Annotated in this window: 25 protein-coding genes; 7 read left to right on the forward strand and 18 right to left on the reverse strand. The window is 46.4% G+C overall.

Going from position 1 to position 18,679, the window contains the following annotated elements; translation table 11 throughout:
* Nucleotides 1-49 precede the first annotated feature (49 nt).
* Together P3339_RS15905 and P3339_RS15910 are read left to right on the forward strand one after the other, a co-directional pair.
* Nucleotides 50-430, forward strand: coding sequence for a hypothetical protein (locus tag P3339_RS15905; protein WP_282951133.1), 381 nt, complete (start codon nt 50-52; stop codon nt 428-430).
* A 273-nt stretch (nt 431-703) separates the two neighbouring features.
* Entirely contained in the window at nt 704-1,336 is a 633-nt protein-coding gene (locus P3339_RS15910; RefSeq protein ID WP_282951134.1) for a type 1 glutamine amidotransferase, read from the forward strand.
* A gap of 162 nt (nt 1,337-1,498) precedes the next feature.
* Here the strand turns inward: P3339_RS15910 and P3339_RS15915 are convergent, their stop codons facing one another.
* From P3339_RS15915 to P3339_RS15930, 4 genes are all read right to left on the reverse strand, one after another.
* Nucleotides 1,499-1,960, reverse strand: coding sequence for a hypothetical protein (locus tag P3339_RS15915; protein ID WP_282951135.1), 462 nt, complete (start codon nt 1,958-1,960; stop codon nt 1,499-1,501).
* A gap of 320 nt (nt 1,961-2,280) precedes the next feature.
* Complete coding sequence (locus P3339_RS15920) at nt 2,281-3,597, reverse strand: sodium ion-translocating decarboxylase subunit beta (protein ID WP_282951136.1); 1,317 nt, start codon at nt 3,595-3,597, stop codon at nt 2,281-2,283.
* 16 nt (nt 3,598-3,613) lie between these two features.
* A complete protein-coding gene (gene oadA / locus P3339_RS15925) occupies nt 3,614-5,404 on the reverse strand; it encodes a sodium-extruding oxaloacetate decarboxylase subunit alpha (RefSeq protein WP_282951137.1) in 1,791 nt (596 codons plus the stop codon).
* 56 nt (nt 5,405-5,460) lie between these two features.
* Complete coding sequence (locus P3339_RS15930) at nt 5,461-5,694, reverse strand: OadG family protein (protein WP_020414687.1); 234 nt, start codon at nt 5,692-5,694, stop codon at nt 5,461-5,463.
* Between the two features lie 481 nt (nt 5,695-6,175).
* Between P3339_RS15930 and P3339_RS15935 the strand changes: the two genes are divergently transcribed.
* Nucleotides 6,176-7,180, forward strand: coding sequence for a tRNA dihydrouridine synthase (locus P3339_RS15935; protein WP_282951138.1), 1,005 nt, complete (start codon nt 6,176-6,178; stop codon nt 7,178-7,180).
* 39 nt (nt 7,181-7,219) lie between these two features.
* Nucleotides 7,220-7,540: a helix-turn-helix domain-containing protein gene (locus P3339_RS15940; protein ID WP_282953607.1), complete on the forward strand. Its 321-nt coding sequence runs from the start codon at nt 7,220-7,222 to the stop codon at nt 7,538-7,540.
* Between the two features lie 133 nt (nt 7,541-7,673).
* On the opposite strand, the gene P3339_RS15945 is transcribed toward P3339_RS15940, so the two are convergent.
* The 5 genes from P3339_RS15945 to P3339_RS15965 all read right to left on the reverse strand — a co-directional run bounded on the left by P3339_RS15945 (nt 7,674) and on the right by P3339_RS15965 (nt 11,342).
* A complete protein-coding gene (locus P3339_RS15945; RefSeq protein WP_282951139.1) occupies nt 7,674-7,928 on the reverse strand; it encodes a hypothetical protein in 255 nt (84 codons plus the stop codon).
* Nucleotides 7,929-8,510: 582 nt separating this feature from the next.
* A complete protein-coding gene (locus P3339_RS15950; protein ID WP_282951140.1) occupies nt 8,511-8,927 on the reverse strand; it encodes a hypothetical protein in 417 nt (138 codons plus the stop codon).
* 60 nt (nt 8,928-8,987) lie between these two features.
* Complete coding sequence (locus P3339_RS15955) at nt 8,988-9,332, reverse strand: hypothetical protein (RefSeq protein ID WP_282951141.1); 345 nt, start codon at nt 9,330-9,332, stop codon at nt 8,988-8,990.
* Nucleotides 9,333-9,537: 205 nt separating this feature from the next.
* Nucleotides 9,538-9,963 (reverse strand): hypothetical protein, encoded by a 426-nt coding sequence (locus P3339_RS15960; RefSeq protein ID WP_282951142.1) that lies wholly within the window; start codon nt 9,961-9,963, stop codon nt 9,538-9,540.
* A 68-nt stretch (nt 9,964-10,031) separates the two neighbouring features.
* Nucleotides 10,032-11,342, reverse strand: a complete 1,311-nt coding sequence (locus P3339_RS15965) for an RHS repeat-associated core domain-containing protein (protein WP_282951143.1) — start codon at nt 11,340-11,342, stop codon at nt 10,032-10,034.
* A gap of 39 nt (nt 11,343-11,381) precedes the next feature.
* On the opposite strand from P3339_RS15965, the gene P3339_RS15970 reads away from it, so the two are divergent.
* The gene (locus P3339_RS15970; RefSeq protein ID WP_282951144.1) at nt 11,382-11,519 is read left to right on the forward strand and encodes a hypothetical protein; all 138 of its coding nucleotides are present in this window, start codon (nt 11,382-11,384) and stop codon (nt 11,517-11,519) included.
* Between the two features lie 151 nt (nt 11,520-11,670).
* On the opposite strand, the gene P3339_RS15975 is transcribed toward P3339_RS15970, so the two are convergent.
* The 4 genes from P3339_RS15975 to P3339_RS15990 all read right to left on the reverse strand — a co-directional run bounded on the left by P3339_RS15975 (nt 11,671) and on the right by P3339_RS15990 (nt 14,687).
* On the reverse strand, nt 11,671-12,138 hold the full coding sequence (locus P3339_RS15975) for a S1 RNA-binding domain-containing protein (protein WP_282951145.1): 468 nt from the start codon (nt 12,136-12,138) through the stop codon (nt 11,671-11,673).
* A gap of 166 nt (nt 12,139-12,304) precedes the next feature.
* On the reverse strand, nt 12,305-12,829 hold the full coding sequence (locus tag P3339_RS15980; RefSeq protein WP_282951146.1) for a hypothetical protein: 525 nt from the start codon (nt 12,827-12,829) through the stop codon (nt 12,305-12,307).
* Nucleotides 12,830-12,904: 75 nt separating this feature from the next.
* Nucleotides 12,905-13,474, reverse strand: coding sequence for a hypothetical protein (locus P3339_RS15985; protein WP_282951147.1), 570 nt, complete (start codon nt 13,472-13,474; stop codon nt 12,905-12,907).
* Nucleotides 13,422-14,687 (reverse strand): RHS repeat-associated core domain-containing protein, encoded by a 1,266-nt coding sequence (locus tag P3339_RS15990; protein WP_282951148.1) that lies wholly within the window; start codon nt 14,685-14,687, stop codon nt 13,422-13,424. Before P3339_RS15990 ends, P3339_RS15985 begins: the two co-directional genes overlap by 53 nt.
* Before the next feature lie 15 nt (nt 14,688-14,702).
* Here P3339_RS15990 and P3339_RS15995 point away from each other — a divergent pair, with 15 nt between their 5' ends.
* Nucleotides 14,703-14,918 (forward strand): XRE family transcriptional regulator, encoded by a 216-nt coding sequence (locus tag P3339_RS15995; RefSeq protein ID WP_282951149.1) that lies wholly within the window; start codon nt 14,703-14,705, stop codon nt 14,916-14,918.
* Between the two features lie 317 nt (nt 14,919-15,235).
* On the opposite strand, the gene P3339_RS16000 is transcribed toward P3339_RS15995, so the two are convergent.
* The 5 genes from P3339_RS16000 to P3339_RS16020 all read right to left on the reverse strand — a co-directional run bounded on the left by P3339_RS16000 (nt 15,236) and on the right by P3339_RS16020 (nt 18,441).
* Nucleotides 15,236-15,451: a hypothetical protein gene (locus tag P3339_RS16000; protein ID WP_282951150.1), complete on the reverse strand. Its 216-nt coding sequence runs from the start codon at nt 15,449-15,451 to the stop codon at nt 15,236-15,238.
* A 1-nt stretch (nt 15,452) separates the two neighbouring features.
* On the reverse strand, nt 15,453-15,884 hold the full coding sequence (locus tag P3339_RS16005) for a hypothetical protein (protein WP_282951151.1): 432 nt from the start codon (nt 15,882-15,884) through the stop codon (nt 15,453-15,455).
* Nucleotides 15,885-16,140: 256 nt separating this feature from the next.
* The gene (locus tag P3339_RS16010) at nt 16,141-16,386 is read right to left on the reverse strand and encodes a hypothetical protein (protein ID WP_282951152.1); all 246 of its coding nucleotides are present in this window, start codon (nt 16,384-16,386) and stop codon (nt 16,141-16,143) included.
* Nucleotides 16,387-16,897: 511 nt separating this feature from the next.
* Nucleotides 16,898-17,275, reverse strand: a complete 378-nt coding sequence (locus tag P3339_RS16015; RefSeq protein WP_282951153.1) for a hypothetical protein — start codon at nt 17,273-17,275, stop codon at nt 16,898-16,900.
* An 8-nt stretch (nt 17,276-17,283) separates the two neighbouring features.
* Nucleotides 17,284-18,441, reverse strand: a complete 1,158-nt coding sequence (locus P3339_RS16020; protein WP_353056934.1) for an RHS repeat-associated core domain-containing protein — start codon at nt 18,439-18,441, stop codon at nt 17,284-17,286.
* On the opposite strand from P3339_RS16020, the gene P3339_RS16025 reads away from it, so the two are divergent.
* The gene (locus tag P3339_RS16025) at nt 18,400-18,618 is read left to right on the forward strand and encodes a hypothetical protein (RefSeq protein ID WP_282951155.1); all 219 of its coding nucleotides are present in this window, start codon (nt 18,400-18,402) and stop codon (nt 18,616-18,618) included. The two genes, P3339_RS16020 and P3339_RS16025, sit on opposite strands and share 42 nt — an antisense overlap.
* The last annotated feature ends 61 nt before the right edge of the window (nt 18,619-18,679 follow it).

Consider the following 18,679-nt stretch of genomic DNA (forward strand, 5'->3'; position numbering starts at 1 on the left):
ATCTAGAATCCCTAAGTCTCAAAAACGTAGAAAAGCACAGTAGTAACCGATGAAGAAATTTGTTCTGGCCTGGATGATTTTCATTCAATCAAGCTTATCCCCGGCACTAGCATCAGCTCCCTCCCATAATGACCACTCAATCGGCGTTCATGGTATGGCACTGTTTTCTATAGATGGCCAGTTGATAGCTTCTCATATGCCTCTTCATGGCGGGCGCCACAGTCACCAGATTATTCTTACACTTAAAACCAATGACCACGTCAAAATGGACGATTTAGTTCAGGGCTCTGAACTTATCACGCTTGAGCCCGAACAATTCTCATTAAACAAACTACGCAGTGGAGAGTTAAAGTCCTTTTCCGCCAGAGTATTTAAAGGACACTTTGAGAGGGGGGTAAAGCTGACCAGGATCCTATTCGTTTTGAAGTAACAGGAAAATTACTAGATCAACCCTTAAGACAAGGGGGAAATGGTTCCTATCAACTAGTACAACATAATAATTTTGCATTACTGATCCATGAGATAGCTTCCAACCCTAGTTTCGACCAAATTCTGCTAGTCAACGTCACTCCAAATTCCCCGATAGAAATTAGTATTGATAGTGAAAAACCACTAACGAGCAAGAGCTGGCCTGAAAAGTTGACAAAGGCAGGCATTGACTTAAAGAAGCAACTGTATTTTGAAAGCCAGGACTTTCAATAAAATGGGTAAACATATTTTAATTATCCAACATGAGGAAACCGAAGGACCAGGATATATTTCAGACTGGGCCCGAGATCATCATGTTTCACTTACCACGGTAAACCCACAAAATTCTCATCTGCCAAAAGGCCAGTTTGATGGCATCATTCTCTTGGGTGGGATGATGAACGTTGATGATCGCCATAAATTGCCATGGCTTGCCGATGAGATTGAATGGTTGAAAGGTTATATTGAGCAAGCTGTGCCGATATTAGGCATTTGCCTGGGCGCACAGATTCTTGCCTATATATTGGGGGCAAACATCCGACCATTAGATCAGGAAGAGATGGGCTGGCTACCAATAAAAGGCTCTCACAAACTAAACCTGAATATCGAAAAAGTATTTCAAGCCCATAGCTATTATTTTGATATCCCGATTGGAGCCGAGCGCCTAGCCGAATCTGAGCAATGTCCAAACCAGGCATTTTTATTCAAGGAAAAAGTACTGGGTATACAATTTCACCTAGAGTGGTCACAAAAAGTTATTGCCGCACTATTCCCGGGCTTTTATAAATCCTACGGTTCCCCTCAAAGCAACCACATAGCAAGTAAAAAAGCACTATTTAGACTACTTAATACCCACTTCGCACTCTAGATTAAGCCATAACTTAATTTTCAGTAAAAAAAGGGAGTAAGCCAAAGCGGCGTTCTAGCAGTTAAATGACTAGCAATGGAAACCCGAGGGGGAAAATCGGACGAGGGCCTACAAACGCTTATTGTAAGCATCATCAGGATAGCAGGCCCTATCACCCAAAACTTATTCGTTAGAACAGGTAATTTTATTTTCGAAACAGACTCCGCCGCGTTGAGAGCAGGTCTCAAGCAACTTCCCTTTCGCCTCTACACGAGTGAACCCTTTAGAATGCATACCTCCCGCTCGCATATCCTTCATATAGCATGCCCACTTAGGACGCTCCTCTACGGGTTGGAGCACCACCCCTGTTTGCGCTCCATTCGATTGTTCCTCAACCATCGTTTGTAACTGCAAAATCATATCTTGCATAGAACGAATGTCCTTACGAAGCCTCACAACCTCTTTCTTCAACTTGCGAACTTCACTTGAACTCTGATCTTCACCCCTAAGGGAATGAACCTCATTGCGAAGCTTTACAACCTCCCTCTTAATCTCTCTAATGTCTTGTGAGGTTACATGATTGTCATGAGCCATGACTGGAGCAGAGAATAAGGCCAGGGAAATAAGGAGAGGCAAACTACGCATACTTGTACTTCCAATACAGTTTCTTATAGCACGAAATTAACTGGAAGAAATATAACGTAATTAACCTTAACTCAAAATTAATTTTGTTCTGGGAGAGAACCTCTAAAGCCTGCGAAAAAGCATCATTAAAATTGACACAAATCTAATTTGTACTTTGAGGACTCGTTATTCTTCGATTATCAAAAAGCCACGAAAAGTAAACAAAATCAACAGCCAAAATGGCTGCAATTTCTGACTAGGTTACGGGTCTCTTACTGCAGGACAACGAAAAAGGGGCAAACCGAAGCTCGCCCCTTTTTTGAAGTTACTAATCAGATAAATCAACCACCCGTAAGGCTACGCACCATACTGATCATCACTCCGGCTGCAACCGCAGAGCCAATGACACCTGCCACATTCGGCCCCATTGCATGCATCAACAGGAAGTTATGGGGGTTGGACTCAAGCCCAACTTTATTTGATACCCGCGCGGCCATTGGTACAGCAGATACTCCAGCAGAGCCAATTAAAGGGTTCACTTTGTGCTTACTAAACACATTGAGCAACTTGGCCATCAATACGCCCGCAGCAGTACCAATAGCAAATGCCACAATACCCAAGGCGAGAATACCGAGGGTTTTTGGATCCAGGAATTTATCGGCGGCAAGCTTGGAGCCGACAGACAGACCGAGGAAAATTGTAGTGATGTTGATCAGGGCATTCTGGGCAGTGTCGGATAAGCGAGCCACTACACCACACTCTCTCATCAGGTTGCCAAAACAGAACATACCTAACAGTGGAGCTGCCGCCGGCAGGAACAGGGCAACCAGGATCAACAATAACAGCGGGAAAGTAATCTTCTCTCTCTTGCTCACATGCCTCAACTGTACCATCTCAATGCGACGCTCCTGCTCTGTAGTCAGGGCACGCATAATCGGCGGCTGGATCATAGGGACCAATGCCATATAGGAATAGGCTGCCACGGCAATTGCACCAAGGAGATCTGGAGCTAGCAGGCTCGAGACATAGATGGCTGTAGGACCGTCCGCGCCGCCGATAATCCCGATAGCCGCTGCATCAGCAATTGAGAAATCCATAATCCCAGCCACAGAAAGACCTACCGCCCCAAGCACCGTGGCAAAAATACCAAACTGAGCGGCTGCCCCCAGGAACAAGGTGCGAGGGTTGGCAAGTAGCGGGCCAAAATCCGTCATGGCACCAACCCCCATAAAGATCACCAGGGGTGCCACACCGGAAGCAATAGCTACCGAATAAAAGTTGTACAACATTCCATTATTGAAACCGGCATCCCTTGCAAACTCTGCAGCCTGAACCTGCACTGCAGCTGGCGCACTACCTAAGGCCTCCTTCAATGCCCCCAAGCTCGCCCCGCTCTCCAAGCCGAGAATCTGCCCCATCTGAGCCAGCACACTGGCATCTCCCTGAGTCAGTGCTGTCTCTGCAGCAGAAAGTGCCAGATCGGCCCCAGGAATATTTGCCAGGATTCCACCAAAGCCGATAGGAACCAGCAGCAGCGGCTCAAATTTTTTGCGAACGGCAAGGAATAGCAATCCCAGCCCCACAATAATCATGACAAACTGGCCAGGCGCCATTTGAGAAACGCCGGACGATTGCCAAAGACTGATTAAATTATCCACTTGCGACTCCTACCTGCTATGCGATAGACAGCAGGGCATCACCCACCGCCACGGAATCGCCCTCTTTGACTGCCACATTGGCAACATTACCGCTTCGGGGAGCACTCACCACAGTTTCCATCTTCATAGCTTCCAGAACCAGGATGGCCTGCCCCTCATTGACCTGATCACCTGGTTTCACCATTACCTTGAAGATATTACCTGCGAGCGGCGCATTTACTGGCTCTCCGCCAGTTGCAGATATTGGGCTGGTATTAGCAGCAGGAACAGGGGCAATACCATTTACCGGAGCAACACCAGTCAGGTCACCACCATCCGCAACTGTAACGGTGTAACTCTGCCCTTCTACAGTAACTGTATAGACCTCCTCACCTTTATCATTCTTGACCGCACTATTCTCCTTTCCGGTTGGAACCGGCTCAAAAGCATCGGGGTTATTGCGGTTTTTCAGGAACTTCAAACCAATCTGCGGGAAGAGTGCATAGGTGAGTACATCGTCGATTTCACTCTCTCCATTGGTGAGTGCAATATCCTGCTCGCCGGCCTTCTCCTGCAGTTCTAAGGTGAGCTTATCCAATTCAGGGGTGATCAGGTCGGCCGGTCGGCAAGTGACTGGGGCTGCTCCGTCGAGCACGCGGGTTTGCAGCTCTTTATTGACCTCGGCAGGAGTTGAGCCGTACTCACCTTTTAGAACAGCAGCCGTTTCTTTTGAGATAGATTGATAACGCTCGCCGGTCAGCACATTCAGCACCGCCTGGGTGCCGACAATCTGCGAGGTGGGAGTTACCAGTGGGATATACCCCAAATCCTGACGCACTCGGGGAATTTCTTCGAGAACTTCATCGAGGCGGTCCCCCGCGCCCTGCTCACGCAATTGGTTCTCCATATTGGTCAGCATACCGCCCGGAACCTGGGCCACCAGGATACGGGAGTCCACGCCTTTCAGAGACCCCTCAAATTTCACGTACTTCTTGCGCACCTCGCGGAAATAAGCCGCAATCTCTTCCAGCAGGTTGATATTCAGCCCGGTATCGCGCTCAGTGCCCTCCAAAATAGCTACCAAGGCTTCAGTAGGGCTGTGACCATAGGTCATAGACATTGAGCTGATGGCCGTATCGACATTGTCGATTCCGGCCTCGATACACTTAAGAGCTGTCGCGGTAGAGAGGCCTGTCGTTGCGTGGCACTGCATATGGATAGGAATATCCACTGCCGCCTTCAAGCGAGTCACCAGCTCATAACCTTCATATGGACGCAAGAGGCCCGCCATATCCTTAATTGCAATGGAGTCCGCGCCCATATCCTCAATTTGACGACCCAACTCTACCCATAGATCCATGGTATGCACTGGGCTCACTGTGTAAGAGATAGTGCCTTGAGCGTGCTTATCCTGCTTCTTAACTGCGGCCAGCGCAGTTTTCAGGTTACGCATATCATTCATGGCATCGAACACGCGAAACACGTCCACACCATTTTCAGCAGCGCGCTCAACAAATTTTTCCACCACGTCATCCGCATAATGACGGTAACCAAGAATATTCTGGCCGCGGAATAACATTTGCTGGGGCGTATTGGGCATAGCTTTTTTCAGCTCACGAATACGCTCCCAAGGATCTTCGCCGAGATAGCGAATACAGGAATCAAAAGTGGCACCACCCCAGGATTCCAGTGACCAGAATCCTACTTTATCCAGTTTTTCCGCGATGGGCAGCATATCGTCCAGTCGCAGACGTGTTGCGAACAGTGACTGGTGGGCGTCGCGCAGGACTACATCGGTAATCCCCAATGGCTTTTTAACCTCAGTCATGGGTTATCTCTCTCGGCAGAAATGATTAAATGTTGTTCAGATGCGAATTAATACGGCTAGCGTTTTTTTCTATGTTGTTCGATTGCCGCTTTGATAACAGCATGCAGACGCGCGTTATCGCCTGATGGGGAGTTTGTTGAAGATACGGCCGGCTCGGCCTCGGGAAAATAACGTGTGATAACTCGGGACATAATACTGGTACCAATCACCAGCAATAACAGGAAAGTAAAAACAATCCCCATCCCGAACAGCGTAATATCCAGTCCCTGTTGAAAAAGTAAATCTTGCACTATCTTATTCCCCCTAAGTTTTCAGGCGCGATCAAAACCATCCCCACTCGTGCCTGCCCCTATAATTTTTGCGCCAGCTTGAGGTCAGCCTCGCCCTTGCAGGAGTCTTTTCAAACCCTCTATCGCATGTGCCTATCCGTCCCGCAATCTAATTCCCGAGACTTGCAAATACAACCACCCCAAAACTTCCCTGGGCACAATTTACAAAACTATCTACTATCTGAGCCCCATTCAGCAGCATGGAAGCTTGAACAATTATCTATTATCAATACAAGTTGCTTTTAAAATCAAACACTTAATGGTTTCAGAGGCAACTGTGACGCGCTGTTCAACATGCTCAATTTTAGTGCACGCCCCCTTCGCATAGAGGCTGATCCTCCTAAATAAAACTACGTATGAATGAGTGTTTTTACAAAACCTAACCAACTAGCTGATAGAATATGCGCCAACTTTTAGCCTTTATTTCTCCATTTTCAGCTTTATGACCGACAAGACAGATTCCCAGCAGCCAAAGATTTACCAGGCTCCTATGGAGGGAGTTATCGACCACCATGTGCGCGAACTGCTCTCAACTGTCGGAGGCGTCGATGTCTGTGTCACAGAGTTTGTGAGAGTGACAAACACCCGGTTGCCCCGTCGTGTATTTACAAGACTCTGCCCCGAACTGCTGCAAGATGCCGAAACAACCACCGGCACCCCGGTGCGCCTGCAACTGTTGGGCGGAAACCCAGAAGCTATGGCCACTAATGCCATAAAGGCCGTCTCTGTTGGGGCAAAAGCTATCGACCTGAACTTTGGCTGCCCGGCAAAGTCCGTCAATAACAGTGATGGCGGTGCCTGCTTATTGCAAAGCCCCCATCGCGTGGAAGCGATTGTTGGCACTGTGCGCCGAGCCGTCCCGGAAGGCATCCCGGTGACCGCTAAAATCCGCCTGGGTTTTAATGACAGATCCTCTTACATGGATAACGCTATGGCGGCAGCCGCGGGAGGCGCCAATGAACTGGCAGTACACGCGCGCTCAAAGGTAGACGGTTACAAGCCACCCGCTTATTGGGAATATATCGGGGAGATTCGCCAACAGCTGGAAATACCCGTTATCGCCAATGGCGATATTTGGACTCTCAAGGAGTTTCAGCGGTGCCGTGAGGTAACGGGCTGCAGCGCATTTATGTTTGGGCGTAGCCTTTTGGCCAGGCCGGACCTCGGCTTACAAATTAAAGCCTATTGTTCGGGGGAGAACTATCTCCCTATGGCCTGGCAGCAAGTATTGGAACTGCTCTGGGGATACTACCAAACAACCAGGGAAGTTTATCCGGCTAAATACCTGGGCAACCGAATCAAGCAGTGGCTGGCATATCTCAAACTCGCCTTTCCTGAAGCTCAATTATTTTTTGACAAAATTAAGCGCTTGCGAGAAGCGGAAGCGATCGAGATTCTATTTTTTCAAGAGCGCCGTGGTGAGCAAGAGAAGTTTGAGGCTGCTTGAGTAAAGCTATCGTCCGCCAAGCGATACAGAGACTTTACCCTGCGTGGTGAGAGCGAGCTGACCCAGCAACAGATGGCCGACGCCACCGGGGTTCATGTCAATCAGCTTCGGCGCTATGAAGCCGGGGCAACACAGCCTTCCCTGGAGGCGTTAAAACAGATTGCTGTCGCCATGAGTATCACCATTGACTCACAGGTATTCGAAGAAGACGAGCGCGGACTGGATGAGCAGCTAAGTCTGCAATTTGAAGCTATCAGCCAACTACCAACGGAAGAGAAAGAGATCGTCAAGGAGTTGCTGGACGGGATGATTATTAAGTATCAATCCCGGCGTTGGGATGCCAAGCGGCAAGTCGGTTAAACAAAAAAACCCGCCGGAGTTATCCTTGGGGCTATGTGGGAGTTCAGAAACTGGCTGTGCACCGTTCTCTAAGCTATGGGTGTCTTGATTTCATACTATTATGATGATTCCGGCAATTACTTTTCAGTAAAATTCAATCAGAAAACCGCCCTTTAAATAAGCATAAAAAGATATATATGAATACATAGGTGGCCACTATGGCAATAACATCAACGCCAAATAAAGCAAAGCCATTTACACCTAAAATAGACAGTCTCTCATCAAAAAAAGAAAGCGCAGTTATTACAAGAAGAATCAAAAACTCAATAGGTGCAAGTGACACCCCTCTATTTTTACGTTCATCTTTCGACCAAAAAAAGTTACTGATATTGGAATTATCAAATTCCATAACAACTTCAACGCTAACAAGGCAGCACAAACATAAAAGACAAAAAGCATATAAAAAATCCTCTATTTAATTTGCCGCGGCCCAAATATCCCCCTCCACATCTCTGCCCCAGCGGGCCACTTCACTTGTGACCTAGGTAAAGTGCCAGTAATAGAGTTTGAGAAGGGATTCTGACGGTAGCCTCTTAATATAAGCTGCCCACCTCTTACTTGAGGCCCCCAAAGCATCGTTTTGAAATAATTCCAACGTGTTGCGCCGCCAACCATAATCCAACGTCACGCAGCTAAATCAGCCGTTTGTCCTATCCCCGCCCAGGACGTCACTGAAACATAACTCCTGAGTAGTAGTTGTAAACATTTTGCTATCGGAGCTAGACAAACAATAGCGCACACCTGTCCAGCTGTACCGGTCGCTATCAGATTAATTAACGTCCCAGTATTAGAATCAAAACTATAGGCTGTCGTACCATCTGCGCTAACTGTGTTACCAAACGGTCTAACTTCAACGGTAACCGGAACACCATTTTCATCAAAATAGGTTCCTGGACAGGAGAAAAATTACCGGTCGACCCTTTTTGTGCAATTACTCCCTACACTCAATAAGAACTTCCGTATATCTTAATTTATCATTTACTTTTTCTTGATCTGCACCAACCGAGTGGGGAGCTAGTTTAAATTTCAAATAGTATCTATAACCATAACCAACTTTTATACTCTCAACCTGTGAGACGTCAAAATGACCATAATCGATATTTCTTCCATAAAATTCTAGTGAAGCAACATTAACGGGAATATCAAATAATCCCCAATCAATATCAAAATTATTATACGCATCCTCAGCGTACATCAATCCAACTCTTGAGTGATCTACTCGATAATCTGAGAAATTACTAAGTACATTTTCCACACCACTCCACAACTGCTCCAATAACACTTCATCTTTAGATAAAGACCGCAAATTAGAGCAAGGGGATTTAGTAGCCGAAATAAACTGAACCACAAAATATGATGCAATTAGGAGTAGCCCGAGAAAAAAATAACAGTAAGTTTAATAAGCTTATTATTCATTTACATCATCACTTAATATTGTAATAGTCTCGACCAAATCTTGACCAAAGCCCCCGGTTTGTGCCTGATATAAATTGTAGCTTCCTTTACCAGCAAGAACATCATTTACATTCCAAGCGCCTACGAGTGTATTTAGAGTAGCTTCAGAAAATCCATAACGCCCAGCAAATACACCAACACCAATATAGTTTATTTCACCTCCTTTGAAGACCCCAATATTATCAACATAAAATTCTTGATTAGCATATCCATATAGAAATGTATCCGCCTTGCTAATGAAATTTTCTGAAAATTCAGAAATATTTAGAGGGTTAATTTCATCAGCCTTAATGCTCATATACTCTGCGATAGTAATTATATCTAGCTGACTTAACTGAATAGGCGTATCGGATCCTTCCTGGACACCTTTAAAAACTTTAAATCTAAGTAACTCGTAGCGCTGTTTCCACTTCTCTTGTGCAGTAGGATGATTCTCTTCATTAATGGCTCTGCCGGGGCCTTGGTGATTTTTACTTGATGCAAATTTAAAGACCTTGCACCTCTCAGCCCGCGCGGTCTTTTTTCCATGGAAAGTTAGGATTGTGCTTCTCGATGTTCTTCTCATCAAACAGTTGAGAACGGAAGTATTTAAACTGCCCGTCTTCACGCTTAAAAAGAACCTCGGTCGCTCCTTCTGGGCTACCAAACTGATCCATCTCTGGCTCCTGGAGTAGCGGATCTTTCAGTGGCCGACCAAGATATACAAGCTTCAAGCTTGGCTCTTTCAGTACGGCACAACTTATAACCACACTATGATCTAAACTACGCTCGCCGAATGTCCCGAGAGAACCGTGTGTAAAATCAATCCAATACCCCTTACCGTCCGCGTATAAATACGCCTGATCAGCCTTGGGAGATAACGGTTTACCAGTCAGCCCTTCTACTTCCTCAAGACAATAATCAAGGACTTGCGTGTATTGTGCTTTCATGTCTGTCGAACCCAGCCCTGTGCAAGCCATAACGGATACCAAGACAAAAATTACCGTGAAAACGCTTCTCACTGAACGACCCTCCCCGGAGTACCACCGGACAAGAAATGTGAACAGCTGCCCGGTTCACACACCGCAACACCGACATTTCCAGTGGAAAATTGCACTCCTAAATAAAGTGATTTCCCACTTTCTCTTACCCAAACTGAATCTATTCCCTTACCAGCATGAGAGCGTATATTTGAAAATCTCAAGTTTCCACTGGGGTGAGTGTGATAGGCTTTCCACCGCCCATCAAGCGGCACAGAAATTGAATCCCCCATCTTCGGCAACGTATAGTGCCAGCCTTTCTCCGATTCCCATATATTGCCCCCGACCTCAAGGCCATATTTTCTAGAAAGGGGAGCCGTCGCATTCAATACGTGTGTTGAAGCTTCATCTGCAGTATCAAAGCTTTGCTTACGACTCAGCGTTCCATCTGCTGCAAGGGCATCCAATTCTTTTTGTAGCGCGGCTCTATTTTCTGGGGTATCACCCGGCGTTACACCACCGGCAACAGGAGTTTCTTTCTGGCCAGATTGAGCCGCAGCTTGCATTGCGACTGCAAAAGCAGCCGTAGCCGCCCCATTTGCAAACTTACCACCCGATACTGCAGAGGCTGTACCGCCTACAACCGCCGCCGCAACGACCCTCGCCGCACTAAAGCCAACATTGCCAGCATCTATTGAATCTATACCTCCTGCAAAGGCCTGGGTCACACCCGCTGCGGCAAAGCCGTGTTTAAACTTCCCTCCCTGAGCCGCAGACAGTAAACCACCGGTAACTGAGTGAGCAAAGACTTTCGCTGCATAGCCATAGCCGTTCAGGCCCGTACCCATGATGCCTTTGCCGACAACGCCTTTCGTTGCCCATTTTGCCCCCTGAAAGGCATTGCCAATGCCCATAAATGCCACAGCACTGAAGGCACCAAAAAAGGCCCCCTTCACCGTGCCGCTTTGCACCGCTCCCGCCGCGGCGCCGCCGGCAGCGGCCCAGCCCACCGCCGCTGCATAATTTGTAGCTTGCAGGGCCACGAGAGACTGTCCCCCGGTCCAAATGACAATGGCCACGGCGACCACCGGCTTCACCACCGAGTCCCGGTACTTATTCCAAGAACTATACCCCGAAGGATCCGTATAAGTCAGCGGGTTGTTGTGCACATAGGCGTAGCGGTTGTAGCCCTGGACCGAAGTCACCCCATCGATCAGCGGATCTGCGGAGACAAAGCGGGCCAGGGTCGGGTCGTAGACCCGTCCGTTCATATGGATCAGGCCCACCTCATCCAGCATTTCATGGCCGGTATAACCGCGGTTACTACTCAGGTGATTGAAGGCTCCCACACTGAGGGCGCTAACTGTATTTGCAGGCGCGCCGGCAATTTGTTCCCAGCTCAGTGCATTGCGGCGTTTGCCCCAGGCATCAAAGCTGTAAACCAGTTTGTTGCCCGCAGCATCTTTGGCAACCTGACCGGTGCTATCGGTAATTACATCCAGGGAACCCTGGAGGTCTTTGTGTAAATACTGGGTGCTGGTACCGGCAGTTTCATCGGATGCATTCAGCTGTACACGCTCGATAGCAACGCCTGCGATATTATGGAAGTGGGCTTGGAGTTGACTAGCGAACCCTAAAAATTAAAAATTCCTAGCTAAAAAACTAGGAATTTTTAATTTATTTAGCAGAGACAATCAATTTTTCCAAAGAAGGATCAACTGATTCAATTATAACCTCTATTGACGCTCCCACCTTTAACTTTGAATCTTCACTTTCTTTTTTCATCAAAAGCGAAACTGCACCTGTACTTAGCTTTATGAAATAACCAAACTCAGCTTCCCTACTAACAATTCCATTAAAGGCCTCTCCAGCTCGATATATGCTTGGATTACTCCAAGGGTTTTTTTCAGGGTAAATATCTTTAACTGAGCCTCTAAATCGATTATCTGCTATAGCTACTACTTTTACATCAACCTCATCAGAGCAACTGTAGTCGTCATACATTTTTTCCAAAATTCCATAAGCATCCCAATCTAAATCAATTATGCGAACAACACCTTTACACCCATCCTTAACGACCTCTAAGCCAGAATCGTTTACATTTTCAACCTTGACTCTAATTACATCACCAATTTTAAAATCCAAATTTAATCTCCTATTGAGCACCAAACTTATCATAAAGCTCATAGCTTCCCGGAGAAACATGATAAATATTTGAGCTACTATTAAATTGCTCAATAGAAGCAGGCTTGATAGTCCTTGACGACAAAGCCCCGGCAGGTTGCCCTTCCAGGGCTTTGATCTGACCCCATTATTTCCTGAGTGCACATTCTAAAATATCAAAAGCATTCTCACATATTTTTTCTGATCCATATGTGCATATTACGGGATACCATACGGTTTCTTTATCAAAGTCATTTACAATTCGATTTGATCCTAGATTTAGCCTCCTAAGCGCCAGCTCCATATCCGGACGCTCAGCCGCTATTTCAGCGACTTCGATAACGGAAAATCCTTCTGTATTAGTCGTATAGATCCCATTATGAGTTTTTAGAAAAACTAGATATTTACCACCTAACCTATCTGGCTTGTCAGAGAAATGACCTACCCTGTGGGCAAAACTCAAAAAAGAGTTTCTCTTTTTTCCCTTTATGCTCTTTTCAAGAGATGCCTTAAGCAGATACAACCCTTCATTAGTCAACTTTCCTTCCGAGAGCTCAACAATTGCCACCACATCGGAAGAAGAAAAAAGTTGCTCTGCTGAAAAAGAAAATGGTATCTCCGCTATTGAACCTGAGCATCCAAATAGTAGTAATGAAATAATAAATTTCTTCATTTCAAATTTCCTTTACAACAATTTAGAACTTATATTGCTCCGTGGACCATTCTCCGCCTTCATATATGTGCCGCGTTACGTTGCCTCGGCCATAATCAGCAACAATCTGTGAAGGTCTCGTATAGCCTGTTGTATAAATGTCAATCCCACTAAGCTGCCTCCCTGAGGCAAATACCCAGCGGCCTCCTGCCCCAACAGTTGCCTGTAAATCTCCACTCCATACTTTCCCGCCAGATGGGTGGGTATGCCAAATGCTGTCCCGGACCTAAACGCACCATCGTGCGCACCTAAAGCTTCGCCTGAAGAGAAGCCTGTGCTTACCTCCTTAATTGCAAAGGTTTTCTTATCAATAACGGCCCAAAATTCAATCCCATATTTTTCTGCCATTTCTCTGAGGGCTTCGTTTTCATGTAACGCAGCGGCAGCAGCTTGAGCAGAACCATATGATGTATTTCTGATATCGGCTGTTATTTCATTTGTACGATCAAGAATCGTAGCCTTCTCCACATCGCTATAGTCCTTCGGTAAACATTTGCCTTCAGAGGCACAAAGTCCAATTTGTTTGCTGTCTGACCCAAAGTCAGGCAACCCTTCACCACTCTGCCCAATCGCCGCAAAAGCCGCTGTAACCGCCATCTTCACCATCACATGGGTATCCTGGGCAAAACCACCACCGACCCCCGCTGAAATAAAGCCGTGGCCAAACTTGCCCCCGCCGATCTGCGACAGCACCCCCGATCACACCGCGAATGGTAATATTGGTCGTACTCCAGCCTCCGGGCATACCACTGAAGGCCGCCGCTGAAGCTGCTGCGAGTACACCATTCGCAAAGGCCCGGCCGATCTCACCGGTAACATGATAAGTTTGCGCCGCACTGTAAGCTGCCAGCGCACCAGGACAGCTAGGCCCCGTAGAGACACAAAGTGCTATCTGGGCGACAGCATTCAGCAGCGGTTTGCCAGCCATATAGCGATATAGATCGCGATTATTTATGAAAGCATCTCTGAACTTATTCCAAGAACTATACCCCGAAGGATCCGTATAAGTCAGCGGATTATTGTGCACATAGGCATAGCGGTTGTAGCCCTGGACCGAAGTCACCCCATCGATCAGCGGATCTGCGGAGACAAAGCGGGCCAGGGTCGGGTCGTAGACCCGTCCGTTCATATGGATCAGGCCCACCTCATCCAGCATTTCATGGCCGGTATAACCGCGATTGCTACTCAGGTGATTAAAGATTCCTACATTAAGTGTGCTAACCGTATTTTCAGGTACACCGGCAATCTGCTCCCAGCTCAGGGCGTTGCGGCGCTTGCCCCAGGCATCAAAGCTGTAAACCAGTTTGTTACCGGCAGCATCTTTGGCAACCTGACCGGTACTATCGGTAATCACATCCAGGGAGCCCTGCAAGTCTTTGTGTAAATACTGGGTGCTGGTACCGGCAATTTCATCCGATGCATTCAGCTCGATACGCTCGATAGCAACCCCTGCAATATTGCGGCGATAAAAGCTCTTGATAGTGGCACCGGTGGTGCTGCGCTCAATCACTTTCTCGACGCTGCCGATCTGCAAGGTGGTCACTGTGCCTTTGCCGTTGTCATCCACCCGCTTGAAACGGCTGCGGTCCGGGCCGTAGGAGAAGCGCGTATCGTGGCCGCCTTTACTAATCAGGCTGGGTTTATCAAAGACGGTGTAATCCAGCGTACGACTGCCTGAGTCGCTACTCATATTGCCGTTGTCGTCGTAGTGATAACTGGTATTGCCGGCTTTGGTTACGGCATGAGGGCGTGGGCCACTGTACTCATAGCTACCGACGCCCGTTTTATAGGTGATATTGCCGGCATCATCGTAGCGCACCTCCTGGGTGGCAGTTTGGCTGCCGGCCAGATTACTGTCACCATGAGTATCACCATTGACTCTCTGGTATTCGATGAAGACGAGCGCGGACCGGATGAGCAGCTAAGGCTGCAATTTGAAGCTATCAGCCAACTGCCAACGGAAGAGAAAGAGATCGTCAAGGAGTTGTTGGACGGGATGATTATTAAGTATCAATCCCGGCGCTGGGATACCAAGCGGCAGATCGGTTAAACAAAAAGCCCCGCTGGGGTCACCAGTGGGGCTTTTTAAGAGGGGCCAGAAACAGGCTTCAGATTAAGGGAGCCTGTAAATAGTAGACTTAGTAGTGCGACTTAAACTCTTAAATACAACCGTAAAGCAAGTATCTTCTACCAAAGAACTATCTACAAAAAAGTACGCTTCACCCACCGGCAGAAGTGCTTCCCGTTTATTAGTACTCAGAGAGACATTTATTTTTCTAGCATAAATAAATGATGTTGCTCGCTGCTCACCATTCAAACACCTAAGCAATTCCACCTTAAGCACCCCTCCCTCTTCAGGGAGGACTTCTAGCTTTTTTTGTCAAAATCGAATTCAACAATTGAAATTGAAACAGACTGCCTAACATTAAAAGGCAATCTTTGATCGTCAGGAATTAGTTTTTTTGCTTCTAAGCGATCAATTTTCTCCATACGAATGTTTGATAGTTCAATTTGTTTTTCACCACAACCTACTAGAGGATAAACTACAACCAAAACCACTAGACAATGAATAACTAATTTCATACTAAGGCCTACAATACTGGAAGCATATTTCCACATGATCTTTATTAATTAGAATATGAGCATCTGCATACCATTCCGGCTTATGCCCATACCAACCACCAGCTCTAGCGACAAGGTTATTCCTATTCATACCACCACCGGTAGCCACGTAATTTGTCCATGTTTCCGAGTATATAGCTACATTCGTAAAATTAGGTTTAAATCGACCAACAGGATCAACTGTAATTAAGTGATCTACACGATGGCCAGCAGCGATTACTCTTGCTGCAGAATTACCACCATAACTATGACCAATTACTGTTAGCGAATATTCAGAATTATTTTCATCAATCCAAGCAGCTAATTCTTTCTTCTGATGATGCTCGAAATATATATCTCCTTCTTTGCCATAAGCTTCATACATGCTTTTAACAAATTCATTTTTATCATCCATAAAACCGCCAACATAAGCGGTCCTAGATCCCTTTTGTGCAAAGACATCACCCCGAGACCGGTCGCACCTTAACTTTCCATTTTCCCTAGCGCAATCAAAGAGTTAGGAACCATTTTTCCCGGAGCCACTGGCTCTTTACCATTTTTTTGCCCCGACGCGGGTTTTACCTTAGCCGGATGTTTTTCCATAAGCAATTAAAACGAAAAAGCCCCAGCGGATGCCAGGGCTTTAGGAAAAGCACCTTTAGCAACTCAATTTAGCCCCATGCTCCCAAGGTCATTGCTGTCATTGCAAAAACTGCAATTAAAAATAAAGACAACATACCCGCTAAAGCCAAAGAGGCAATCGGCAATGCAGACTTAATTGCAATTTTCCTTTTATAACATACGAAGAAAAACACATAGAGCGGAAGAAATCCAATTAACAATATCGCAACCAAGCCTCCAACATTACTTACAATATGTCCGGACAATACAAATATTGATTCCATAAAATTATCCATTCACTTGGTCTCTATTGAAATTGTTTTATCACGTTATTATCAACTGGCCCCCAAACAAATCCATCTAGCCAATTATTTGGTCCTCCTAACGGACCAGTTCCACCACCATAAGTTTGGATATGGAATGAGCCATTTATATTAATTACTGTCCGCTCAACAAAACCAGGATGAAGAGCATGATCTGGTGTTGTTACATTAGTTAAACCAATTTGATTTCCATTGGAGTCATAAAGAGCAAAAGTGTTAATTGGGTCTTTTCCAAATGGGCCTGGGATATCTGCATCCGCAGTATAAGGTTGACCAGGAACAAACGGTTTTTCTTGATTAGGGTGAGCACCAACTCTGTTTAGAGTATTTACGATAGCTGCCTGCGTGCAACCTTCTGCGCTCGCTGAACAAACGACTGGTGATACATGCGTATACTTATGTTCACCAGGGAAGAACCAGTTTTCAGTAGTATTCCCCTTTTGTGCAACTTATGGGGGCTACTCATAACCTTCTGGGCTTAGAGCTACTTCTTATTTGATTTATGCCTTATAACTATATCTGATTTATCTTGTGAAACTTTGTCGATCGTTATAAGACCACCATATAATGGAGCACCAGAGTTTTTGGTTTTAATCTGAATGCTTTCACCCTCTTCCACAGCAAAATCAAATCTACCTTCATCCGAAGATTCTACTTGTTTGAAAAGCTTATAAGTACCCATTTTAAAAATACTCCCCTGCTCAAACAAATAAAGCTCTACATTTACTTTTCCCAGAGGGAAACCTGACACATCATCAACAACTACCCCTGAAATATTCACATCATCACCTCTCACAATTGTGCTGGCAAAGCTTAATATAAATACCGTAAATACAATTATGTAATGCGTGGAAAATTTCATTGGCTCACCTAAAATCCAGTAACATAAGAAACAATGTTGATATGATTAACATTTGTATTACCTGTATAGTTCTGACCTCCGACCGTTATGAACTGAGAACTAACAGAGCGACCTAAGTATGGATTTGTCCCCAAGGGCAAAATTCCAAACCCACCAGTCGTCGGATTACGTTGGTAATAATTGGTGGCCGTATTTACGTTATTATATTTGAGAACAAAATTTCCTCTGAGGCTATGAGGATCGAACGTAGTTAAATTATTAATATTGATTTCTTGCTTACCGGCCCAATTTGTTAAACGAACGGCAGCATTACCTCCACGACTATAACCTAGCAAATTAATTTCTGTTCCCTCTGCTGCATTGAGTATTGCTTCTTTTGCTTCACTCATAGACATAACATTTCCACCAAGGCTTTCTATATACTTTTTAAAAGAAACATTATTTCCACTATTCTCACCTCCCGCCCCAAGGAATCCTATTGTTAGAGCTTTACCCTTTTGTGCAGTAGGATGATTCTCATCATTAAAAGCCCTGGAAAACGCCGCGGTTATCGCCCCATTGGCAAACTTACCACCCGATACTGCAGAGGCTGTACCGCCTACAACCGCCGCCGCAACTACCCTCGCCGCACTAAAGCCAGAGTTGCCAGCATCTATTGAATCTATCCCCCCGGCAAAGGCCTGGGTCACACCCGCTGCAGCAAAGCCGTGTTTAAACTTCCCTCCCTGAGCCGCAGACAGTAAACCACCGGTAACCGAGTGAGCAAAGACTTTCGCTGCATAGCCATAGCCGTTCAGGCCCGTACCCATGATGCCTTTGCGGACAACCCCTTTCGTTGCCCATGTCGCCCCCTGAAAGGCATTGCCAATGCCCATAAATGCCACAGCACTAAAGGCACCAAAAAAGGCCCCCTTCACCGTGCCACTTTGCACCGCTCCCGCCGCGGCGCCGCCGGCAGCGGCCCAGCCCACCGCCGCTGCATAATTTGTACCTTGCAGGGCCACGAGAGACTGTCCCCCGGTCCAAATGGCAATGGCCACGGCGACCACCGGCTTCACCACAGAGTCCCGGTACTTATTCCAAGAACTATACCCCGAAGGATCCGTATAAGTCAGCGGATTATTGTGCACATAGGCGTAGCGGTTGTAGCCCTGGACCGAAGTCACCCCATCAATCAGCGGATCTGCGGAGACAAAGCGGACGAGGAACAGTTGATTATCCGCGAACTGCTGGAAAGCATGATTGTGAAGTATGAGGCTCGGCGCTGGACGCATACCCGAATAAAAGCCCCGGCAGGTTATTCTGCCGGGGCTTTTATTCGGTTCAGTAAGATTACGATTTGAAGAAAGCCCAAGTCTTCCCTTTTTTCCGGTATATCTCTGTGCACCGGATATCCAGTATGTG

It is taken from the genome of Microbulbifer sp. MLAF003 (genome assembly GCF_030012965.1).
In the GTDB taxonomy this organism is placed as follows: Bacteria; Pseudomonadota; Gammaproteobacteria; order Pseudomonadales; family Cellvibrionaceae; genus Microbulbifer; species Microbulbifer variabilis.